Origin of the sequence: Geomicrobium sp. JCM 19038 (assembly GCF_000698125.1) — a bacterium.
GTDB lineage: Bacteria > Bacillota > Bacilli > Bacillales > Marinococcaceae > Geomicrobium_A.
Map to the genome: position 1 here is coordinate 20,052 of NZ_BAXA01000017.1, position 22,644 is coordinate 42,695.

At 42.4% G+C, this 22,644-nt stretch carries 19 protein-coding genes, 6 pseudogenes and 1 riboswitch; of the genes and pseudogenes, 5 read left to right on the forward strand and 20 right to left on the reverse strand.

The window, feature by feature from the left end:
- Positions 1-16 precede the first annotated feature (16 nt).
- The 3 genes from JCM19038_RS17415 to JCM19038_RS17425 form a co-directional block, all read right to left on the reverse strand.
- On the reverse strand, positions 17-682 hold the full coding sequence (locus tag JCM19038_RS17415) for a methionine ABC transporter permease (protein WP_042420482.1): 666 nt from the start codon (positions 680-682) through the stop codon (positions 17-19).
- Positions 672-1,685, reverse strand: a complete 1,014-nt coding sequence (locus JCM19038_RS17420; protein WP_042420538.1) for a methionine ABC transporter ATP-binding protein — start codon at positions 1,683-1,685, stop codon at positions 672-674. The genes JCM19038_RS17415 and JCM19038_RS17420 overlap by 11 nt, the downstream gene beginning before the upstream one ends.
- Positions 1,686-1,763: 78 nt before the next feature.
- A riboswitch (SAM riboswitch) is annotated at positions 1,764-1,869 on the reverse strand.
- 118 nt (positions 1,870-1,987) lie between these two features.
- Positions 1,988-2,770 carry a glucose 1-dehydrogenase gene (locus tag JCM19038_RS17425; protein ID WP_042420483.1) on the reverse strand — a complete coding sequence of 261 codons (783 nt, stop codon included), beginning with the start codon at positions 2,768-2,770 and terminating at the stop codon, positions 1,988-1,990.
- A 156-nt stretch (positions 2,771-2,926) separates the two neighbouring features.
- Here JCM19038_RS17425 and JCM19038_RS17430 point away from each other — a divergent pair, with 156 nt between their 5' ends.
- Positions 2,927-3,535, forward strand: coding sequence for a TetR/AcrR family transcriptional regulator C-terminal domain-containing protein (locus JCM19038_RS17430; RefSeq protein ID WP_042420484.1), 609 nt, complete (start codon positions 2,927-2,929; stop codon positions 3,533-3,535).
- Positions 3,536-3,579: 44 nt separating this feature from the next.
- On the opposite strand, the gene hisD is transcribed toward JCM19038_RS17430, so the two are convergent.
- From hisD to JCM19038_RS17465, 8 genes and pseudogenes are all read right to left on the reverse strand, one after another.
- A complete protein-coding gene (hisD, locus tag JCM19038_RS17435; protein WP_042420485.1) occupies positions 3,580-4,854 on the reverse strand; it encodes a histidinol dehydrogenase in 1,275 nt (424 codons plus the stop codon).
- A 140-nt stretch (positions 4,855-4,994) separates the two neighbouring features.
- Positions 4,995-5,504: a LacI family DNA-binding transcriptional regulator gene (locus JCM19038_RS24610; RefSeq protein WP_081831887.1), complete on the reverse strand. Its 510-nt coding sequence runs from the start codon at positions 5,502-5,504 to the stop codon at positions 4,995-4,997.
- On the reverse strand, positions 5,480-6,109 hold the full coding sequence (locus JCM19038_RS24615) for a LacI family DNA-binding transcriptional regulator (protein WP_307190059.1): 630 nt from the start codon (positions 6,107-6,109) through the stop codon (positions 5,480-5,482). Before JCM19038_RS24615 ends, JCM19038_RS24610 begins: the two co-directional genes overlap by 25 nt.
- The gene (locus tag JCM19038_RS22460) at positions 6,006-7,127 is read right to left on the reverse strand and encodes a YecA family protein (RefSeq protein WP_042420486.1); all 1,122 of its coding nucleotides are present in this window, start codon (positions 7,125-7,127) and stop codon (positions 6,006-6,008) included. The genes JCM19038_RS24615 and JCM19038_RS22460 overlap by 104 nt, the downstream gene beginning before the upstream one ends.
- Before the next feature lie 471 nt (positions 7,128-7,598).
- Positions 7,599-8,243: pseudogene (locus JCM19038_RS17450) on the reverse strand (ABC transporter permease).
- Positions 8,243-9,151 (reverse strand): osmoprotectant ABC transporter substrate-binding protein, encoded by a 909-nt coding sequence (locus tag JCM19038_RS17455; protein ID WP_042420487.1) that lies wholly within the window; start codon positions 9,149-9,151, stop codon positions 8,243-8,245. The pseudogene JCM19038_RS17450 and the gene JCM19038_RS17455 overlap by 1 nt, the downstream one beginning before the upstream one ends.
- Positions 9,148-9,794 (reverse strand): annotated as a pseudogene (locus JCM19038_RS17460) (ABC transporter permease). The gene JCM19038_RS17455 and the pseudogene JCM19038_RS17460 overlap by 4 nt, the downstream one beginning before the upstream one ends.
- Before the next feature lie 14 nt (positions 9,795-9,808).
- On the reverse strand, positions 9,809-10,957 hold the full coding sequence (locus JCM19038_RS17465) for a betaine/proline/choline family ABC transporter ATP-binding protein (protein WP_042420489.1): 1,149 nt from the start codon (positions 10,955-10,957) through the stop codon (positions 9,809-9,811).
- 307 nt (positions 10,958-11,264) lie between these two features.
- Between JCM19038_RS17465 and JCM19038_RS17470 the strand changes: the two genes are divergently transcribed.
- From JCM19038_RS17470 to JCM19038_RS17485, 4 genes and pseudogenes are all read left to right on the forward strand, one after another.
- Positions 11,265-11,795 carry a GbsR/MarR family transcriptional regulator gene (locus JCM19038_RS17470; protein ID WP_373903316.1) on the forward strand — a complete coding sequence of 177 codons (531 nt, stop codon included), beginning with the start codon at positions 11,265-11,267 and terminating at the stop codon, positions 11,793-11,795.
- Positions 11,785-12,669, forward strand: a complete 885-nt coding sequence (locus JCM19038_RS17475; RefSeq protein WP_042420494.1) for a 3-keto-5-aminohexanoate cleavage protein — start codon at positions 11,785-11,787, stop codon at positions 12,667-12,669. The genes JCM19038_RS17470 and JCM19038_RS17475 overlap by 11 nt, the downstream gene beginning before the upstream one ends.
- Positions 12,670-12,679: 10 nt before the next feature.
- Positions 12,680-13,639: pseudogene (locus JCM19038_RS17480) on the forward strand (3-hydroxyacyl-CoA dehydrogenase NAD-binding domain-containing protein).
- Between the two features lie 52 nt (positions 13,640-13,691).
- Positions 13,692-14,122 (forward strand): annotated as a pseudogene (locus tag JCM19038_RS17485) (thioesterase family protein).
- A 26-nt stretch (positions 14,123-14,148) separates the two neighbouring features.
- Here JCM19038_RS17485 and JCM19038_RS17490 read toward each other — a convergent pair.
- The 9 genes and pseudogenes from JCM19038_RS17490 to JCM19038_RS25620 all read right to left on the reverse strand — a co-directional run bounded on the left by JCM19038_RS17490 (position 14,149) and on the right by JCM19038_RS25620 (position 22,622).
- A complete protein-coding gene (locus JCM19038_RS17490) occupies positions 14,149-15,723 on the reverse strand; it encodes a glutathione ABC transporter substrate-binding protein (RefSeq protein WP_042420496.1) in 1,575 nt (524 codons plus the stop codon).
- Positions 15,720-15,926, reverse strand: a complete 207-nt coding sequence (locus tag JCM19038_RS22465; RefSeq protein WP_152549503.1) for an alpha/beta fold hydrolase — start codon at positions 15,924-15,926, stop codon at positions 15,720-15,722. The genes JCM19038_RS17490 and JCM19038_RS22465 overlap by 4 nt, the downstream gene beginning before the upstream one ends.
- The gene (locus JCM19038_RS17495; RefSeq protein ID WP_052361912.1) at positions 15,883-16,584 is read right to left on the reverse strand and encodes an alpha/beta fold hydrolase; all 702 of its coding nucleotides are present in this window, start codon (positions 16,582-16,584) and stop codon (positions 15,883-15,885) included. The genes JCM19038_RS22465 and JCM19038_RS17495 overlap by 44 nt, the downstream gene beginning before the upstream one ends.
- A gap of 362 nt (positions 16,585-16,946) precedes the next feature.
- Positions 16,947-18,154, reverse strand: a pseudogene (locus tag JCM19038_RS17500) (CaiB/BaiF CoA transferase family protein).
- A 17-nt stretch (positions 18,155-18,171) separates the two neighbouring features.
- A complete protein-coding gene (locus JCM19038_RS17505) occupies positions 18,172-18,675 on the reverse strand; it encodes a MaoC family dehydratase (RefSeq protein ID WP_042420499.1) in 504 nt (167 codons plus the stop codon).
- Positions 18,676-18,694: 19 nt separating this feature from the next.
- Positions 18,695-19,276 carry an acyl-CoA dehydrogenase family protein gene (locus tag JCM19038_RS23960; RefSeq protein ID WP_238554477.1) on the reverse strand — a complete coding sequence of 194 codons (582 nt, stop codon included), beginning with the start codon at positions 19,274-19,276 and terminating at the stop codon, positions 18,695-18,697.
- Positions 19,227-19,850, reverse strand: coding sequence for an acyl-CoA dehydrogenase family protein (locus JCM19038_RS23965; RefSeq protein ID WP_238554478.1), 624 nt, complete (start codon positions 19,848-19,850; stop codon positions 19,227-19,229). The genes JCM19038_RS23960 and JCM19038_RS23965 overlap by 50 nt, the downstream gene beginning before the upstream one ends.
- Positions 19,832-21,241, reverse strand: coding sequence for an MmgE/PrpD family protein (locus JCM19038_RS17515; RefSeq protein ID WP_042420500.1), 1,410 nt, complete (start codon positions 21,239-21,241; stop codon positions 19,832-19,834). Before JCM19038_RS17515 ends, JCM19038_RS23965 begins: the two co-directional genes overlap by 19 nt.
- A 116-nt stretch (positions 21,242-21,357) precedes the next feature.
- A pseudogene (locus tag JCM19038_RS25620) lies at positions 21,358-22,622 on the reverse strand (TRAP transporter large permease).
- Positions 22,623-22,644 lie beyond the last annotated feature (22 nt).

A 22,644-nucleotide genomic window follows, 5' to 3' on the forward strand; every position in this document is an offset into this window, starting at 1 on the left:
ATTTCTCTCCTTTTCTTTATCTACGATCTAATCGTTTTGCGACACTATCGCCAACTTGTTGAATTACTTGAACTAGTACGATGAGTAGCACAACTGTCGAAATCATAATGGTCGTATCATAGCGATAGTGACCGTAACGAATAGCCAAATCACCAATACCGCCACCACCTACGACACCAGCCATTGCTGAGTAGGCAATGAGACTAATAATCGTAAGCGTGAGTCCTTGAATAATAGCTGAACGAGCTTCTGGAAATAGCACATCTTTCATAATCATCCACGGTGTTGCACCTGTGGCAATGGCGGCTTCGATCATGCCTTTATCGATGTCACGAAGTGCGGTTTCCACAATTCGTGCAAAAAACGGAATGGCTGCAACAGAAAGCGATACACTTGCTGCAATCGGTCCCGTCGTCGTCCCGACAAGTAATCCCGTAATTGGAAATAATAAGACGAGTAAAATAATATAAGGAATGGAACGAACGACATTGACGATAAAACTTAAGATTTGTTGCACGGCGAGATTTTGCCAAAACAACCCTCGATCGGTCACGAACAAAATTACACCGAGTGGCAGACCGATCAGTATTGCTACTGCTGTTGAAATCCCAATCATTTGCATTGTCTCAAGAAATGCTTCTGTCATTTCTGGGAGTAGATTAATAAGTTGTTCAATATCCATGGGAGATGACCTCCACTCGTACGTGACGTTTTTGGATGTAATCCATCGCTTGATTCACTTGTTCATAATCACCCGTAAGCTCCAGAATGAAAATCCCAAGTGGTTTGCCCTCAATATACTCAATCGCACCGTGCAAAAAGTTTCCTTTTACCTGTACTTCTTGCAACATATCTCCGATAATTCCTTCGCCTGCAGATGAACCTTGGAACATCACTTTAATGATCGTTCCTGTACACTTTGCAAGGGTTTTTTCTGGAACATCAAAGGAAACAACATTCGTAATAAATTCCTTCGTTAACGTGTTCTTTGGATCTGCGAACAAATCATACACATTTCCGTGTTCGACAACTTCACCATCTTGCATAATCGCCATCCGATTGCAGATCTCTTTTACGACACCCATTTCATGTGTGATAAGCACAATCGTTAAGCCAAGCTCTTTATTCAATGATTGTAGTAATCGTAAGATCGATTGCGTTGTTGTCGGGTCAAGCGCTGATGTTGCTTCATCACACAACAGTACAGTCGGATTATTGGATAATGCTCGAGCAATACCGACCCGTTGTTTCTGACCACCGCTTAATTGTGCAGGGTACACATCACGCTTATCAGAAAGCTCAACGACTCGTAGTAGCTCTTCTACGCGACGAGGTATCTTATCAGACGATGTCCCCGCAGCACGAAGGGCAAACGCAATATTCTCATAGACCGTTTTCTGATTGATTAAGTAGAAATGCTGAAAGATCATGCCAATTTTAAGTCTCTGCTGACGAAGTGCCTCTCCCTTTAACTTCGTCATCTCCATACCGTCTACGCTGATCGTTCCACTAGAAGGTCTTTCGAGCATATTAATACAACGAAGTAGCGAACTCTTACCAGCGCCAGAATACCCAACAATCCCAAAAACATCACCTTTATGAATCGTCAAGGAAACATCTTTCACACCAGTAACACTTTTCTTTTTCGTATGGTATACCTTGGTGACTTGCTTAATGTCGATCATCTTCTTCCTCCAATCCAATAAAAAAAGACCCCTTTTCCATTGAAAAAAAGTCTCTATGACCGATCTCGATCGGCTATCGACTTATCTTTCAGAATGGAATTCATTCTGTAGGATTTGGCACCTTCCTATTTCAGGAGGTTGCTGGACGTCATCGGGCCTTTCCCTCGGTCACTCTAGATAAGTAATCATTGTATTCAATTTTTGTAATACTCATTATCATAAGAGTTTGTTGGGGTATTGTCAATCTATTAATGAATAATAAAAACGACAAGGCTAAGAATAGCCATGCCGTTTTCACTAATTTAATATTTATAAGACTGTCCACCATCAATTGGGACAACCACGGCGTTAATAAAGTCTGCTTGGTTTGATAATAAGAAAGCAACGAGGTAACCGACTTCTTCAGGCTTTCCGAAGCGAAGCATTGGGTTTGCTTTGACGAACTCTTTCCCTGATTCTTCCCAGTTGTCTCCACCCATTTGGCGGAGTGATCCTTCTACCATCGCGGTCATGATGGCACCTGGTGCGATCGCCTTAACACTAATCCCAAACTGACCGTACTCAATTCCAGAGTTCTTCGTTAGCCCGACTACCCCATGTTTACTTGCGGCATACCCAGATTGATTCCCTACCCCGCGAATACCTCCGACAGATGCAGTATTCACAACGGAACCATGGCCTTGTTCTTTCATCACTTTAAGCACGTGCTTCATACCATAAAAGACACCGTTTAAGTTCACATCAATCACTCGTTGGAACTCTTCAATTCCATAATCTTCGGTTAGGTTTTGTTTTCCTTCAATACCTGCGTTATTAAAGAAGCTATCAATTTGTCCAAATTTATCGATCGTGAACTGAACGTACTTCTCAACATCTTCTTCTTTTGCTACATTTGCTTCTACTAGTTCAACGGTAGCTTCAGGTGTGTCTTTAAGAATTTCTTGCTTACTCTCTTCAAGACCTTCCTTATTTAAATCAACGAGAACGAGCTTAGCTCCTTCAGATGCAAGTTGCTTTGCAGCAGCTCTTCCTAAACCAGAGCCTCCACCTGTAATAATTGATACTTTTCCTTCAAAACGCTTCATAAAACCTTCTCCTTCCGTTGATGCTATACTAAGCGAAACGGTTTTAACGATTTAAGTGTAAACGGCTTCATGACCCTCAACAATCGTTAATCCTCTCTGATCTGTCTATACAATCGACACCTTTACTTAATATGTTGATTTTTGGAGGAAACATACATGGTCTCAAGTAATCACCGATCATCAAAACAAGGCAAACGGACGAAGAAATCTTTTAAAGAAGCATTCATTGAACTGATTCATGAAAAAGGATTCAGTCATGTTACAGTGACTGATATTATTCGTAAGGCTGATTATAATCGCTCGACATTTTACTTACATTATCAAGATAAATACTGTCTAGCCGATGAGCTAAGAGCTGAAATGTTTCAACAGATAAAGCAAACGAGTATTAGTAACTATGAAGAAGGAAAAAGTATCGTAACCTTATCGATGGGTCCGTCTTCTTTTGAGCTTACTGAGTTTATTTATGCGAATCAATCGTTCTTTAACTTGTACTCATTAGATGACACATTACCTAGTCTTCTCAAGGATTTACCGCAAGCGATCTACGAAGTGTTAAAAGAACAATTTCATCTCTATGCGATCAATCAAGACCACAATATTAACCACGACGCTCATAAATTGTATATGGCTCATGGCACGGCTGGACTCCTATTAGATTGGATTGAAAAACAATACCCCATCCCACCAGAAGAGATGTCGCAACAACTGATCGACATTCTTGAGTCTTTTACAAAAACATTTACGATCACACGAAAAAGCTGAACGATGAAGGAATTCTCACCGTTCAGCTTCTTTACTTCGGTTATTTACTTGCTATAGCGATTAACACGTAACGTTGCTTGAGCTTTATGCCCCATGAATCCTTCAAGTTCACATAGGCGCTCCGCATAACGACCAATTTCCACACTCGCTTCTTCTGTACATCGTTGATACGTACAGTTTTTCAGGAATTTACCGACCCATAGTCCACCTGTATAACGAGCGGCTTTTTGCGTTGGTAGCGTATGATTCGTACCGATCACTTTATCTCCGTATGCGACGTTCGTTTCTGGCCCAAGGAACAACGCGCCGTAGTTCGTCATGTTGTCCAAATAATAGTTCGGATCTTCAGTAAGAATCTGCACGTGCTCATAGGCCAATTTATCTGCTTCTAAGACCGCTTCTTCATGTGAATCAACGAGAATGATTGAGCCGTTCTCTTCCCAAGCGACCCGCGCAATATCAGCTGTTGACAGCGTCTCTAATTGTTTGTCAATTTCTTTTACCGTCTCTTCCGCAAGCGTTCGGGACGTCGTAATTAATGCGCCTGGTGACGTCGGTCCATGTTCGGCTTGGCCGAGAATGTCGGTTGCGACCATTTCGGCATCTGCCGTTTCATCCGCAACAATCAACACTTCTGTTGGACCAGCTAACAAGTCAATTCCTGCTTTCCCAAAAAGTTGACGCTTCGTCTCTGCAACAAACGCATTCCCTGGTCCGACGATCATATCTACAGAATCCATATTTTCTGTACCAAGCGCCATCGAAGCCATCGCCTGAACGCCACCTAAAATATAAATCTCATCCGCACCTGCAAAGTGCATCGCCGTTACCGTCGCTGCTGGAATCTCTCCATTCAGTGGCGGTGTACATCCAATCACCCGCTTCACACCTGCTACTTTCGCAGTTAGAATGCTCATATGTGAAGAAGCAACCATTGGATAACGCCCGCCTGGAACGTAACAACCAACACTGTTGACTGGAATGTTCTTATGACCGAGAAAAACGCCTGGACGAGTTTCTACTTCAATATCTTGAATCGATTCTCGTTGCTTTTGCGCGAAGTTACGAATCTGTTCTTGCGCAAAACGAATATCGTCTTTCACTTCATCTGAAACGGAAGCCACAACTTCTTCAATTTGCTCTTTTGATAATCGAAATTCAGCTGGGCTCCACTTATCGAATTGTTCAGAAAGCTCACGCACGGCTTTTTCGCCATCATTCTTAATCCGATCAATTAAACCTGCAACCGTATCTTGAACCTTTGCACTCGTCTCTTGAATCTCTGTTTCACTTTTACCGAGCTTAAGTACCTCTGCCATTGGTTGTGCCTCCTAATTTCGTGAATACGTATTCATAAAAGAAAAAAGAAAATCGTGAATACGTATTCATTTTTATCTTAGCGTAAGTATATCTTCAACACACTTTTTTGTAAACACTTACAAACAAAATTATTAGAATTTTAGTTTTTCATTCCACTGGAGTGTCTCGCAATGAGTTTCGGTTTTAATGTGACTTTCATCGTTTCACTTACTTCTTTCGGCGAATCAATCAAATGTAATAGATGTTCAACCGCAAACTGTCCCATCGGTTTTGTTGCTTCATGGGTCACCGTTGTTAATTGAATCGCGGCGTGACGGCTCATCGGAATGTTGTCCATACCACAAATGCTCATGTCCTCAGGAATGCGATACCCTTTGTTCATCAGGTAACTTTGACAACTCAAAGCCATTGCGTCCGTCGCTGCAAAGATCGCCGTAGGTGGTTCATCTAATGCAAGTAGTTGATCAACGGCAATGATCACATCTGATTCAGTCGTATCCGTCTCTTTAATCCACGCTGCCTTCCCTGATTCTCCTAATGCTTTTTTATATCCAAGAAGCCTACCGTGGAACGTTGAACAATTCGTCGGTCCACCAATCCAAGCAATCTTCGAATGACCGAGTTCTAACAAGTGATTGGTCGCAAGCACCCTGCCTGCTCATTGTCAATTTCAACAAAATTCCCACCAGTCTGATGGCGACGATTGAACATAACAAAAGGAATCTTCGAATGTTCCAATTCCTTAAAGACAGGGTCATCAATAAAAATCGACGATAATACGATACCATCCACTTGTTGCTTTAATACTTCTTCGTAGACAGCCCCGTTGTTGCCTTGTTCCTCAAAGTAAACCAACGTCCGATACCCATGTGCCTTTGCCGCATTTACGATCGTCGTTGTCGAGTCAACAAAAAAAGGATTGTGCAATGCACCTGAAATTAATGCGATCGATTTCGTCTTTTGTTGTTTCAAACTACGAGCAATTAAATTCGGACGATAGTTCAGCTCTTCCATCGCTCGTTGAACTTTCTCAATCGTTGCTTTATTAACGTTCGTCGAACCATTAATCACCCGCGACACCGTCGGTTGCGACACCCCCGCCCGCTTTGCTACATCTTTTGAAGAAACCATGAGTAGTCCCCTCTTCCATCTAGATTTCATAGTGCAGACAACATTTTTTGAACTTTTTACCACTACCGCATGGACAAGAATCATTTCTACCAACTTTCTTACCCGATTCAAAAGAAATGACATTTGTTTGATCGTCTGAAGGTGTTTCATTTAAGAGCTCTGATCTTCTACTCAATTCGTTTGGGCTATGACCTTTTAGCATCCATGACCTTGTATGATTGTAAACCTCGACTAATCGATCAATAAGCCCATGCAAAACCTCTATTGAAAGAAATTCAATAACTTCTTCCAGATATTCTCCGACAACATTTACATCTCTAGAGATTCTCACAATTAACGTAATTTCTATTCCAAGATAGTCTAATTCTTGTTTTGATAAATCATAATTTCGATTTAAATAATCAAGAAACTCTTTCATTTGTGGTGTTCGGTCAAAATAGTTTTCAGCAGAAGCTTTTAGTAGTTGTTGCTTAGTAAATTTGTAGTAATCAATTTCCGGCCGCATCTCTTGTTCTTCGATCAACTCGTCCATGTCCTCTACATCTATGTGAGAGAAGTAGAATCGCTCTGACTCTATCCGATCCTCCATTTGCATATACAAATTCATTACATCAAAATAACGTTCAATGTCTTTTTTGTAATTGAACGTAGAATACTCGTCGATAAAAATTACTAATGTATGCACGTACAATGCACCGTAATAATGCAACATGCCATTCGTTAAACGGATCCACTCCGTATTCAGCTGAATTCTTTTTTGCAGCTCCTTTCCATCTATCTCAAAAAAGATCTGCTTTACTTCCTCTGGCATGAAGATGATTCTGCCTCGTTCGTCCTCAGCAGGGAAAGTCATGCCTAAATCTAATAGTGATAAAACCTCATAGTAAGTTATATCCACAGAAATTCCATTTCGACTTTTTGCCACTCGTTGAATTAATGAATAGCGTTCTTCGTCCAAAATCGAAAAATAATATGCGATTGAATCTAGAATTGGATTGCTCAATGCATCAACTAAATTAGTTTTATTTAGCTGACTCACTCCTGTAATTTGATACATATTTCGAAGGTGATTCATTTCTGACTTTGTTAACCTAAATAGCGATTCCTTAAAAGTAATCGGAAACTCGACTTGCTTGTACATTCGTTTTTTTCCGCCTGCATCATTAAAATTTCTTGATGTTCTCTCGCATTAATTAAAGCTTCTTCAAACTGCTTACGTGTTTTCGAATTCAAACAATCGTTCCTTTCCATCTATCAAAGTATTACGAGGTTCAATAATCTTTTATTCATTCTAATATAAGTGTTGTAAAAATACGAATCTTAACGGAGTCAACCTAGTATGTATCTAATTCCTGCTAGCAAACAAACGTCCTCTGCGCCGCTAGTTACACTCCCTGCTCCGCGCTAGCTACATCACAACCGCTAGCTTCACCACCCCAACCGCTAGCTACACTCCCTCACCCGCTAGCTACACTCCCTCACCCGCTAGCTACACTCCCTAACCCGCTAGCTTCACCACGCCAGCCCGGCTCCGCTTAATACCCTAAAAAGAAAAGCCATTCCTTCCGCTTGTCCTATTTAGGAAAGAGAGAAGGAATGGCTTCTTAATCAATTACGCCGTTGCGGTTTTGTTCACTGGGTTGAGCTTGCGCTCGATTTTACCCATCACGAGGTCGGCAACGATTGCCATCAAAGCGGTTGGGATGCACCCGCGAGGATGATCGCGGTTCCGTCGGTTGCGTTCGTGCCGCGGACGATGATGGCGCCGAGTCCGCCGGCACCGACGAACGTACCGATCGCGACAATTCCGATTCCGACGACGAGGGCGGTACGGATTCCTGCCATGATGACGCTCACAGCAAGGGGTAGCTCGACTTTCGTGAGCAATTGCAGTCTTGTCATCCCTGAGGCGTAGGCTGCATTCGTTACTGTGGAATCAACGCCTTTGATGCCAACGTACGTGTTCTGGATGATCGGGAGGAGCGAGTAGAAGAATACGGTCGTAATGACCGTAGTTGTTCCTAATCCCATCGCAACCATCGTAATCGCCATAAACTAGTACGGGGATCGTTTGAATAATACTCCCGAAAGTTAATACCCATGAGCTTAGCTTTCCGTATCTAGCAATGAGGATACCGATGGGAATAGAGATGATAGAGGCGAAGAGAACGCCGTATGCTGCCATTAGAAAATGACGATAAAACTCTTCCCAAATGTAAAAGCCGTTTTGTGAAACATACGTGATAAACGTTTCCATTACTCATCCTCCCCATCTTCAAAGTAGTTGTGTTCTTCTAGAAAATCTCGTGCAATTGTAGATGGACCAACGAGTTCAACGTCTCCCATGTAGTTCATTTCTTGCATGTCTTCGGTCGTTACTGTATCACTTAATTTCTCGAGTATCGCTTCTATTTCGGGATGTTCGTCAAGTACTTCATTTCGTACGACAGGTGATGCATCATACGGTGGGAAGAAATCATCTTCTAGAACCGTTAAATCGTATGCGGCAATTCGCCCGTCTGATGAATAGCCAAGTACGGCATCCATGTTGCCTGAAGCGGCAGCTTCATAGACGAGACCAATGGCCATCGGGTACACATCGCCAAAGGCAAAGTGTGTTTCTGTAAATGATGCATAACCGTCGCCGGAACGGTTTACCCAGGCATTATCAACGCCAAAATTCAATTCATCGGCAAATGGTTCTAAATCGTCCACATGTTCAATGCCTTCACGCTCAGCGAATTCTTCCGTAACAGAGACGGTATAACTGTTGTCGAATCCGTAGGATTCTGCCCATGTTTGGTCAAACTTCTCTTCGAACTCCCGTTGAACGATCTCCATCGCTTCTTCTGGATCCGTAATATCTTCATAATTTAGTACACCTGCAATGTCGGTTCCTGTGTACCTCGTTGCTGTAATGTCCACTTCTTCTTGCATCATCGCCTGGTGTAAGACCATCGTCGACCCAAGATTCGTTACGAGCTCTGTTTCAAGATCGGTGTAATGTTCGATCATATGTGAAAGGGTGTATCCCCAGATTTCTGACTCAATCGTATCTAACGTTGCGATGCGAATGGTCTGTTCTGATGGTCCACTAAGACCTGGCAACGAACAACCCGCAAGAACGAGTGCTGATGCCATCGCTGTTGGTATCATTTTTTTCATGCAGTCTCACCTCTCATGGCAACCGGTGTTAATTTCTTTTCTAGGAGCGAAAGGCCACCGTTTGCGAGCAATGCAAGAATCGTCGCTGGAATGGTACCTAAAATAATCAACTCGGTTGATACAAGTTCAGTCCGTCGAAAATAAGGTCACCTAAGCCTCCGCCACCAATAAATGCGGCAAGTGTTGCCCAACCAATTAAGTACACGGTTGCAAATCGGATTCCTGACATAATGACAGGTAAAGCGAGGGGCAGTTCAATCTTACGAACGGTTTCCCAGTTGCTCATCCCCATACCTCTACCCGCTTCTTTCAAACTACTGTCCACTTCCATAACACCGGTATACGTATTTCTAAGGATTGGAAGTACCGAGTATATGAAAAGGGCGATAATTGCTGGCAAGACACCAACCCCTAGAAATGGCATTAAAAATGCAAGAATCGCTAGACTCGGAACCGTCTGCAACACGCCAACAAACGAAATGATTCGGTCTGCCACTTTCGGAATTCTCGTGAGTAAAATACCTGCCGGGATGGCAACACTCACGCCTAATAAAATTGCTGCCAATGAGATGAACATGTGCTCGCCTGTTTTCTCAAGCAAGTCCCATCCGTAAGCAGATAACGTCGTAATAATTGCTTCCATCGTCGTTTTCCTCCTTAATCCGCTGCGGCCACTTCAGCTGTTTCGTCACCCCAGATCGTGTCATAGACCATGTTGGCGAGTGCAGCTCTCGTTACAATGCCGACGAGTCGGTCGTTTTCTTCGATCACTGGAACGTACGCGCTTCCACGTCGTAGCATGCGGTACATCGTGTCGCGGAGTAAGTCACTTTTATGAACCGAATATTCTTCTGTATCCATCGCTTCATAGACGTAGGAGCGTTTTTTATACTGTGCATCAATCATTTCGATATCGATATATCCTTTAAGCGTGCCAATCTCATCAACAACAAGCAGTGAATCGACTCGGTTGTCACGCATCACTTGTATTGCTTCTTTTAATGTACGTTCTTCTTTTACCGTAATTGGGTTTGCATTCATGATTTGTTCGACACGCGTAACATCTGGTCTACTTTGAAGCAAACGGTCTTTCCCGATAAAGTCCTCAACAAACTCATTAGCAGGATGCTTTAGAATCTCGTCTGGACTTCCGACCTGAACAATCTCACCTGCATTCATAATGACAATTTTGTCCGCAAGCTTGATCGCTTCATCCATATCATGCGTGACAAAGACGATCGTTTTGTCGACTTCTTTTTGTAGCTTCTTGAACTCTTCTTGCAAACCGTCACGGGTAATCGGATCAAGCGCACCGAACGGTTCGTCCATTAAGATAAGTGGTGGATCGGCAGCAAGTGCACGAAGAACACCGATTCGTTGCTGTTGACCTCCACTTAATTCATGGGGATAGCGATTTAAGTATTCTTCCGGTAAGTCCACTAAGGAAATGAGTTCTTTCGCTCGTTCACGTTGTTTCTCTTTACTCCATTTCAATAGAGAACCAACGAGGGAAATGTTTTCTCCGACTGTCATATGTGGCATTAATCCAATTTGTTGGATGACATAACCGATTGACCGACGCAACTGAACCGAATCTTGGTCTAATACGTTCGTACCTTCCACAAGAATTTGACCGTCTGATGGCTCTACGAGCCGATTAATCATTTTCATCGTCGTCGTCTTCCCACACCCACTCGGTCCGATAAAAACGACAAACTCACCTTTGTTAATAGATAGATTTAGTTTATGAACAGCAGGCTTCTTACTGCCTTCAAAAGTTTTTGTAACTTCCTTAAATTCTAGCAAATCAAGCACCTCCATCGATTGTTACGCTTCGTTAGCAACTTGTTCAGTATAATAATAAGTCGCTAAAAAACTAAAGTCTGAAAAAACCGATACAGTTTGTGTAATCTGTGCAATTTAAACTTTACAAACTTTACGCAAGGGTATATCTTAGAATTGCTAGCAATTGCTCTTTATTTCTGCCTTACTTGTTTTTTTGCAAATGATTTGTGGAATGGTACAGTTAATCACAGTGATTTAAGGAGGCCTGTCAGTGGAATCATTATCAAACGATCAACTACTTGAAGAATTACAATCTGCAGAAGATCAAATTACAGACCGTATTGCGGATAACATGGAAACATTCGGCGTATCATCGACGGTTGGAAGACTGCTTGGCATCATTTATATGAATCGTGAATCAATGACGCTTGATTCATTAGCCGAAGAGACCGGCATGAGTAAGACGCGAATGAGCCAAGTGATGCGCCAAATGCTTGCATTAAATATTGCTGAAAAAGAATTCGTCAAAGGAAGTCGCAAAGAACATTACAATGTAGAAAGCGACTATGCACAAACCTTTATCTCCTTGTTTACGACGAATTGGAAAGACGTTGTCTCGCGCAACATGACACTTGAGCGACGATTGCGGGAGCGAGTTGAACAAATGAACAACGCTGTCACAGACGCAACCCCTCAGGAAATCGTCGAACGAATTGAAACGCTATCCAATGAACTTGACGCATGGCAAGCGTATTACAACTGGATTGATCGCCTTGTAGATTTCTTTGAAAGTGGTAAGATTTTTGATCATGTTCCAATTCAAGACAGCCATAAGGAGGACAATCATCATGAAAAATAAACGAATTATTACGGCTGCCCTAACCGGTGCAGGAGATACAGCGGATAAAAGTAAACACGTGCCCGTGACACCGAAAGAAATTGCAGACTCTGCAATTGAGTCCGCAAAGGCAGGTGCAGCGATCGCACACATTCACGTTCGCGACCCAAAGACTGGCAAGCTGAGCCATGACGTAGAATTATTCAGAGAAACCGTTGAACGAATCCGAGAAGCTGACACTGACGTGATCATCAACATTACCGCAGGTGGCGGTGGCGATTTCGTCCCAAGCCTTGATACGCCTAGTGCTGGCGGTCCTGGAACGGATATCCAAACGCCAAAAGAGCGCCACGAGCCGGTTGGAAAACTACTTCCTGAAATTTGTACACTTGACTGCGGAAGCTTGAACTTCGGTGATGAGGTGTATTTCGGACCTGCAAGTTGGCTTCGTGAGCATGCACAGCTCATTAAAGATAGCGGCGTAAAACCTGAGATGGAAATCTTTGATACAGGTCACATTCGTTTGGCGAATCAATTGATCTCAGAAGGGTTAATTGAAGGCACACCGATGTATCAATTCTGCTTAGGAATCCCTTGGGGCGCAGATGCTGATGCTGAAACGGTAGACTACATGAGAAAACGCATCGTGGAAGGCGCACATTGGTCTGCCTTTGGAATTGGACGTATGCAACTACCTATGGTTGCACAATCTGCGTTACTTGGTGGGAATGTTCGCGTCGGTCTTGAAGACAACCTATACCTTGAAAAAGGTGTACTCGGTTCGAACGAACAACTCGTCGACAAAGCCGTATCGGTTCTAAACAGCGTGAACCTTGAACCAATGACACCAGCAGAAGCACGTCAACATCTAAACTTAACAGCATTTAATCAATAGAGGTGGAAGTATGAAGACATTTGCAGTAATTGGAACTGGAGTAATTGGTAACGGTTGGATCGCTCGCTTTCTAGCTAATGGTCACCGCGTACACGCATTTGATCCAGCACCAGGCGCCGAAGAGAAAACGAGATCACTATTAAGCGACATCTGGCCAACACTCGATGAATATGGGACTTCTGAGGAAGCAACGCTCGACAATCTAACGTTCTTTGAAACATTGGAAGAAGCTGTTGAGTCTGCGGATCTAATCCAAGAGAATGTTCCTGAGCGCGAAGAATTAAAGAAGTCTGTGTTGAAACAAGTCGATGCCGCGACAAAACCAGATGCCATCATTGCATCTAGCACGTCAGTACATGCCTTCTGTTCTTCAAGAAGCCTGCGAGCACCATCCAGAACGTGTCATTGTTGCGCATCCGTTTAATCCGGTTTATTTGATCCCCCTCGTTGAGATTGCGGGCGGTAAACAGACAGACCGTGCTTACATGGAGAAAGCCCAAGAACTTTATGATCATATGAATATGAAGCCACTCATGATGAGCGGTGAAATTGATGGGCATATCGGCGACCGTCTGATGGAAGCCCTTTGGAGAGAAAGTCTTCACATCGTCAATGACGGCGTGGCAACGACCGAAGAAGTCGACAAAGCCATCGTCTACGGGCCGGGTCTTCGTTGGGCACTAATGGGACCGTTCATGACCTTGCACCTCGCTGGAGGGAACGAAGCATGCGCCATATGTTGGAACAGTTCGGCCCAGCATTAAAGCTTCCATGGACACGACTTGTCGCTCCAGAATTGACGGAAGAATTAAGTGAAAAAGTCATTCAAGGAACGAGCGAACAATGTGGCACTGTCCCTGTACAAGATCTCGAACACCGCCGGGACCGTTTCTTAATTAAATTGATGGATCTACTCGAAGAAGAAGGGTTCTGGCCATCAGAAAGGTTGATTGCTTATGAGAGAAAGTAAGACAGTTTGGAATGGCAGTGTGCTCGCTGAGTGGGTCGATTACAACGGTCACATGACCGATGCCGCCTATGCCACAGTGTTCAGCCATAGCTTAGACGCCTTATGGAGACGATCGGGCTTGATGCAGCTGGACGCAAGAAGCATACGTACACGATTTTTACGTTAGAAGCGCACATTAAGTACTTGCAAGAAGCTCATGACCAGGCGCCTTTGGAAACAGCCGTAACGGTCTTAGATCAAGATGCCAAACGGATGCACCTTTGGTTTGAAATGAAGAATGCAACCGGTGATGTGATTGCAACGAGCGAACAAATGGTCATGGGGATGGACGAATCCACTGGCAGACCAGGACCATTTCCTGAAGACGTGAACGATCTGATTCAACAATTACCAACATTAAATCAACCGACTGGCCTAATGGTGCAAATGTGCCGATGGGCATTCGCAGAAAATAAAAAAACGGAAGTCCCGCCATCTTTGTGAGCGGGACTTCCGTTTTTATTAGCTAGTTAATACGATTCATCGTCTGTTATTGTTGTGACAAACAGACGGTACAAGTTGTCAGGCATTTTAATGAGTCCCTCAACGTTCTCTGCTTGCGCATAGATGTTGTCTTGATGAGCGAGGTACACCATCGGCGCTTCTTCTACGATGATGGCCTGTGCATCATGGTACATTTGTTCACGCGTGTTCACGTCTGTTTCTTGACGAGCATCAAAGAGCAATTCATCGACCTCCGCATTCTCGTAGTACGTTCGGTTGCCAGAACCTCCCCAGTTATCGGAGTGGAACGGGTTATACAGCCCGTTATCACTATCACCAGAAACGGCGGTCCAAGACATAATCATCGCTTCATGACTTCCATTCGCCGTTCCATCAAGCAATGTTCCCCACTCTAACGACTCAATATCGACCTGTACACCGATCTCAGAGAGTTGATCCTGAATGATGACTGCCATCTGCTGTGTGACTTCGTCTGCGTCGCCGACCCATAGTGTAAACTGAAGATCGGTTTCCCCGATTTCTTGTAACAATGCTTCAGCAGCTTCTGGGTCATAGTCGATGCCTTCTAACCCTTCATCATAGCCGAAGATTAAATCGCTAATCGGAGCGGTTGCGAGCTTTCCATTTCCTTGCAAGATTCCTTCAAGTAACACTTCCTTATCAATCGCCATCGAAATCGCTCGACGAACGTCTTCATCTGCAAACGTCTCATGTTGATTATTGAATCCAAGGTAGGTCATTCCTAAGCTTGGCCCACTCACGAGTTCTACATTCTCAGTGCTTTCCACTTGATTCGTATTGAGCGGACTAATTGTATCCGCTACATGGGCTTCACCGTTTGCGACCATACCAATTCGCGTTAATTCTTCTGGTACGACTTTGAACGTCACCGTTTCAATAGAAACGTCATCGCCCCAATAATCAGGGTTTCTCGTAAGGACCGCTTCATTCCCTTGATACCAATGCGTTAACGTAAACGGACCTGTCCCAGCGGTTTCAGTATCGAGATTGAATTCGTCATTTTCTGCCGCCTCAAGTGCCTTCGGACTAATAATACTCCCACCATTATGAGCTAAGTGCGCGGGCAAAGGCGCAAATGGATACGACGTCGTAATCGTCACTTCATACTCACTTTCAACATCAATCGATTCAATCATGTCAAATAAAAACGCACGAGGCGAAGCAACATCAGGATCAATTACCCGCTCAAGTGACAGCTTTACCGCCTCTGCCGTCATCGGTTCCCCGTCATGAAAGATAATGTCTTCTCGAAGTTCAAAGGACCACGTATGCTCATCAATTTGCTCAAACGATTGAGCCAAATGCGGCTGCACGTCCATGTTCTCATCCATGATCGTTAGATTTTCATAAATCTGACTTCTCACTTGTGTGGATGCCGTATCATTAGATCCGTGCGGACTCAAATCAACCGCATCACTAGACATCGCAAAAATCAAATCTCCACCCGTAGCGCCGTCCGCATCTGAAGTTCCATCATCTTGATCATCTACCTCTTGACTGCAGCCGACGATGATACCGACTGCACTAACGAGTGCCCCAATCTTCCAGAGCCTACTCATGACTCTGCTCCTGCTTCTAGGACAAATTCTTTAACTAGTGCCATAAACCGCTCATACTCGTCGAACATGACGCGATGACTGCTCTCTTCAAACAGCACATACTTCGCCCCTGGAATGGACGCTGCAACCGCTTCATTCGCTGAAGGTGGTGTAATCCAGTCATGCGCCCGCAATGACGAGCGTAGGAACCGTAATCGCTGCATTGCTCTTCGTATAATCCATCGTCTTCATAAAGCCACCGAACCCTTGGTTTAATGCACGGAAGTTACGCTTCGTCTTCGGCCGCGGTCTTGCGCCTTCACGTTGCACCCGCACAGAATAAAACGTACCCATCAACTCATAAAATTGAGTTAGCTGTTCATCGGATTGAAAATCACCCGCCCACAACGTCTCGCAAATGGCCACTTGTTCCGGTGTTCCCTTCTCTTCTACGATTGCCTTCGCTTCCGCTAGAAACGTCGAATTCGGAGCCGTCGTTACGAGCAACAAGCCAGCAAGATGCTCACCATATTCCTTTGCATACGCTTGTGCAACCATACCGCCATACGAATGACCGAGAATCCAGACTTTCCCCAATCCTAGATGCTGCCTAAGCGCCTCCAAATCTTCCACATTATTATCAATATGTAGCGTCTCTTCAGGCGCCTCGTCGGAGAACCCACATCCACGTTGGTCCACATAAATCAACTGCATCGTACCCGTTAACGCTTCAAAGGACGGCTTAAACCCGATATGATTCCCACCTGGTCCCCCGTGCAGGACAAAGCAGACGGGCTTTCTTACCAACTCCCCGCCTCTCACCTCAACTTCAGCACCATCCACATCAAAATACAACCTCGTTCCATTCACCGATGCGTACATTCTCTCTACCTTCTCTCGTAATAATTTTCTGAATATAATTATTAGAATACTGAATTCTGGATACTTTGTAAATGTCGATGGGAGGATTCTTCACAGAATAGGGATATACATTCGTCAATTAAAAGATCAAAAGCAAAAATAACCCTCAAAGATCTAAGATCCTATGTGGGTTATTTTTATCACTACTCTTCATCTTTCACAGTAAAATTAGTTCCTCACCCTTCAAACCTATCTTTAGATTAATAGCTATACGACCTTCTTCATGTATGCATCTTTGGTCTAATCGACTTTAAGGAAAATTAAATATCATAAGTTTAATGACATTCATAGGATTTACTATTCCTACTAATTTAGAATGTTGTTTATGCTTTTTTTAGAGGATCGTGAGTTGTACTTGAATTAGTAAGCCGTTCAATCTCTTCTTTTGACAATCCGAGCAGTTGTTCAAAGATTTCTTCGTTATGTTGCCCCATCTTCGGTCCAGGCTCATATTCTGGTGTAAATGATTCACACTTTATTGGTGTTCCAAGCATTTCTAATTCACCAAAGTTTTCGCTATCTACTTTTACAATCATATTCCGCTCATGTACGATGGATTGATTAAGTGCTTCTTGAATACTGTTAACTGGAGCAATAGGTACTTTTCCTTGCAATCGAGATAACCACGTGTTCTTCGTCTCTGTTAAAAATATCCGTTCTAATTCAGTAATTAATGTTTCCTTATGATCAAACCTTGATTGAAAATCCTTGTAACGAGTGTCGTGTAGTAAATGTTCTGCATCGATTTCTTTACATAGAATTTGGAAAAACTTCTCTTTGTTACACATAATCATCATGTAACCTGTCTTCGTTTCAAATAGTTGTGAAGGGACAAGCGTTGGGTGTGCAGAACTCGTCGTACGTAACGGTTCGTACCCTTTATTTAAATGCCAAATTGCTAGGTAATTCAACACGGACAGTGATGTATCAAACAACGATACATCAATATCATCCCCTTTGCCTTCCGCTTTCGCTTTATATAAGCCAATCATCAGACCTAATGCAGCCATCATCCTGTCGAAAAATCTACAATTGATATTCCATACTTTGTAGGAGGACCACCTGGTTCACCAGTGAGTGACATATGCCCGTTCATCGCTTGTAATAAATAATCATACGCCGGTTCTTTTTTCATTGATCCTGACGTTCCAAATCCAGACAAAGAACATGTAACAATCTTTGGATTGATATGCTTTAGTTGTTGATACGTAATCCCTAATCGCTCTGGAACATCACCGCGAAGATTATTAAAAACGGCATCTGATTTTTCAACAAGCTTTAGGAAAACATCTTTGCCTTCTGTTGATTTCAAATCAAGGGTGATGCTTTTTTTATTCCGATTTAAAGATTGAAAAAACAAGCTATCTTCATTCTCAGAATATGGAATGACTGATCGTGAAACATCTCCACCAGAATTAGGGTCTTCAATTTTGATGACTTCAGCACCCATATCTGCTAAATGAAGTGTTGCAAATGGACCAGCCCCATATTGTGAAATTGCTATTATTCGCACACCACTTAACGGCCCCATCGTTCATCCTCCTCTATCTAATGTGTAATTCGTTTATGTGTATAAGGTCTTTGTAAATAATCTGCCTTTGAAATTAACAACTTACGTTGATAGCTCATTACATCTTCTTCTCGTTGATTTGTTATAACGGTTTCCACTCTAACGATTCCACGATCATTTTTACTTGATGATTCTCGCTTAGACAAAATTTTCGTACTTGCATAAAGTGTATCTCCTCGAAATGTTGGTTTTAAATGTTTCACATTTTCATATTCAAGCATTGCAATGGCTGCACCGCTAATATCATTCACTGTCATTCCAACAGCAATTGAAAATACGAGTGTTCCATTCACAAGGTTTTCCCCAAAGTTGGTTTGAGAAGCAAAGTGGGAATCAATGTGCAATGGATGTTGATTTAAGGCCATTAAACTAAAGAACAAATCATCTGCTTCAGTAATTGTTCTTCCTGGCCAATGCTTAATGACATCGCCTTCTACAAAATCTTCAAATGCGCGTCCAAACGGGGTATGAATAATAGTCATGTTCATCAATCTCCTTGATTTATATTTTGTATTTTTCCGTTAAACTTTTACTAATAATTATTTTTTGCAATTCATTTGTTCCTTCACCAATTAACATTAATGGGGCATCACGATAATAACGCTCAACCGCAAATTCTTTCGTATAACCATAACCTCCATGAATTCTCATGGCTTCTTCTGCATTTTTAAATCCTGCCTCTGTTGCATATAACTTAGCCATACCTGCTTCTAAATCTGATCGTTCACCATTTTGCAATTTTTGAGCAGCATTTTGCGTTAATAACCTGGCTGCTTCCAACCGTGTCCCCATCTCCGCAAGCTTTAATTGAATGGCTTGATGTTCACCAATAGGTTTACCGAAGGTTTTACGTTCTTGAGTATATTTGATAGAGTCTTCAAATGAAGCGCGTGCAAGACCTACCCCTCTTGCTGCAACATTTACTCTACCAAGTTCAAGTCCGCCTAGAACTTGCTTAAATCCTACTCCCTCTTTCGCTCCAATTAGTGCTCCCTTTGGCACTTCGTAATTCTCAAACAGAATTTCACACGTCTTAATTCCTTTGTAACCAAGTTTGTCGATGTCTTTTGTACAAAAAACCATCACCTTTTTCTGCTATAAACAAGCTAATTCCCTTGTATCGAGGCGTTACCTGCAGATCAGTTTTTGCTGCTAAAATAAACGTGTTCCCATATCGAGCATTTGTAATCCACATTTTCGTGCCATTAATGACATAACGCTCACTTTGAAGAACTGCTTTCGTAGCTATATTTTGAATATCTGTCCCCGCATCAGCTTCAGAAAGTGCTAATCCTCCACGTAGTTCTCCTGTTGCAAACTTAGGTAAATAATGATCTTTTTGCTCTTTTGTACCGTATTTCTCAACAATATGAGCCATAATGAGGTGGCTATTTAAAATGCCCGAGACACTCATCCAATACCGTGTAATTTCTTCAATCACTAAGCTGTACGTTACATAATCTAACCCAATTCCCCCGAATTCTTCTGGAATTGTAAAGCCGAAAAACCCTAACTCTTTCATTTTCTCAACAATGTCATGGGGATACTCATCAGCATGCTCTAATTCCATCGCTACAGGAGCAATTTCTTTTTTACAAAAGTCTTTTACGACGTTCAGAATTTGTTGTTTTTCTTCACTCAAGAGAATTGTCGCCATTTCTTAACCCCTCCATTAAATAAATCTTGTTCGTTCAATTGATTTATTTCATTGATATTTTCTAAATTTCTTATTGTTTCAATAATTGTTGTTTGTTGATCAAATGAATAGATCGGTTCTGTCACATAACGGAACTTTTCAATTAACTCATCCCATGTTAGTGGATTTTCTGGATCACCTTTTGGGTAATCAATCTCATCGTAAAATGTCCCTCGAGTCGTTTGAATCGATACCCGAGCTGGCCATTTTATCGGGAAATTCGAATCTAATTTTGGCTCATGTCTACAATGAATGTTCTTCATCATTTTTGTAACTGCATCTTGCTGGATAACACTATTTTCATATTGCTCTAACAGTGTCTTTCGATACAAAACCGCTACCGCTGCGCCGTAATGCATACTAAATTGGGCATCTTCGGTAGATTGAGGGTTGCGCTTAATCTCCTCTGGCAATGCAACAATTGGCAATGCGGTTTTCACAAGATCAATGGTCACCGATTCGACCTCATCTGGTTGAATGTTGTGTTTGTTAACAAGAGATAAAATAATATCTAACGGAGCCTGCTTATACCGACAACATGCATGTGGTTTAATACTCGTCTTTAAGACATAACTCTCTTTCAACTTAAAATCGTTACCAATTGAGGTTAGAGAATAATCACTTGCATAACTCTTTGCAAAACCACGATCTCCTTCAATAATCGTTTTAGGTCCTGTAAAGCCGAGTGAAGCTATGCCAGATGCAAATAGCCCATTGTGCGCAGCCCATCCTGGATGAAATCGTTTCGTCCACGTGTCCGTATTCAAAAATTCCATCGATGCGGATGTTTGACTTCCCCCAACTCCATACGCATTGACCGTTTCTTCAACACTCAAATCCATGAGTTTCGCTGATGTGGCAATTGCCCCAAATGTTCCTACGAGTCCTGTCGGGTGAAATCCTCTTGAATAAAGGCTTGAGGGATTCATCGCTTTTCCAATTCTCCCCATGACTTCGTATCCAAGAATGGATGCAACGAGAACATCTTTTCCGCTTCGCTTGCTGTTGACACTTTGAGCAAGAGCTGTAGGAAAGATCACAACGGCAGGATGTAGGGATGCTTCGTTAATGACATCATCAAGCTCAAGACTGTGCGCTGCCGCCCCATTTAATAACGCTGCATAGTGTGGTTGATAGGTTTCCCCATCATTTCCAATAACAACGCCATTCCCTGTTAAACCTTGACGTTTAACATAGTTTAGAATGGGTGCATTTGATTCATAGTGATTTCCTCGAGCCGCTAAACCTACAAAATCTAATAATAGATACTTCGTTCGATCAATGACCTCTTCTGATAAGTCATCGAAGGTCAATGCCTTTGCCATTTTAGAAAGTTCTGTCGTAATCGTCATGGTTTCATCCTTTCTCGTCTCTTAGATTAATAATTGCAAATTCAATGCCAACGGTTATGCTTAATTTATTCAATCCAACGTTTCAAAACGTTCCACTTCTTTTCGCTGATGAAACGTTATAGCAACCATAATGAAAAGAATGGGAAAAATGTAATTAAAGCTAGACCAATGATTCTTACAATATAGAACGGTGCCACTCCTTGAACCACTTCCCCAATGCTAAGCTTCGTTACTCCACTCATCACAAATAAATTTAAGCCGACTGGCGGTGTAATCGTTGCAATTTCAACATTTGCGACCATAATGACTGCAAAGTGAATCGGATCTACTCCCATTCCAATTGCAATTGGGAATAAGATTGGTGCTAAAATTACGATTAAAGAAATGCCGTCTAAGAACATGCCAAGCAACAACAAGATAATATTCACGATAATAAGAAACATCCACACAGGCATATCAATCGATTGGATAAAACCTAAGATACTAGTCGCTACACCCATTCTCGTTAAGATAAAACCGAGTAACGTTCCTCCAATCAACACTAAATAAATCATAGCTGTAGAATGAATGGTGTTTTTTAGAATCGTTGGTATATAACCGATTCGAATCGTTTTATAGATCATTAAACTAATGAATAACGCATAAATTGCCGCAATGATCGAAACTTCTGTAGGTGTAAAGATTCCTAAATAAATACCACCAAGAATAATCACTGGCATTAATAGAGCAAAAAAGCTCCCTTTGAAATTACTTTTCACTTCTTTAACTTCGATCGGTCGTTGTATCCGTAATTATAACGCTTCGCCAAGATGTAGGTCATAACCACAAGCAATGCACCTTCTAAAATTCCAGGTGTTATCCCTGCAATAAATAAATCCTTCACCGGTATTCCCATCATGCTTCCAATTAAGATAAACACTAAGCTCGGAGGAATCATTAGACCGAGTGTTCCCCCAACCGAAACTAAACCAGCTGTAAATTTTTTCGTGTAGTTTTCTTTTAACAGTGAATTTGTCACGGCTTTTCCTAATGCAGCTGTCGAAGCAACACTTGAGCCACTTATTGAAGCAAAGAAAATCGATGCAAACATCGCACCAACACCTAATCCCCCAGTAAATCTCCTCATAAACGATCCAAAAAAGTTAAGTAAACGGTCGGCTAACTTACCCTCCATCATAATGTTCCCTGCTAAGATGAAGAATGGAATCGCTAAAAACGTATAACTATCTACTGCATTAAACATCTCGTGCGCAACGACGGATATTGGGATCCCTTGGTAAATTAGAAGTAAAAGAATACTCGCTAATCCAATAGCAATTCCGATTTGCATCCCCGATGCTAACAAAACGATGATGACAAGAAGACTAATTGCAATAAGCATTTTCTTTACCCCCTTTACATGT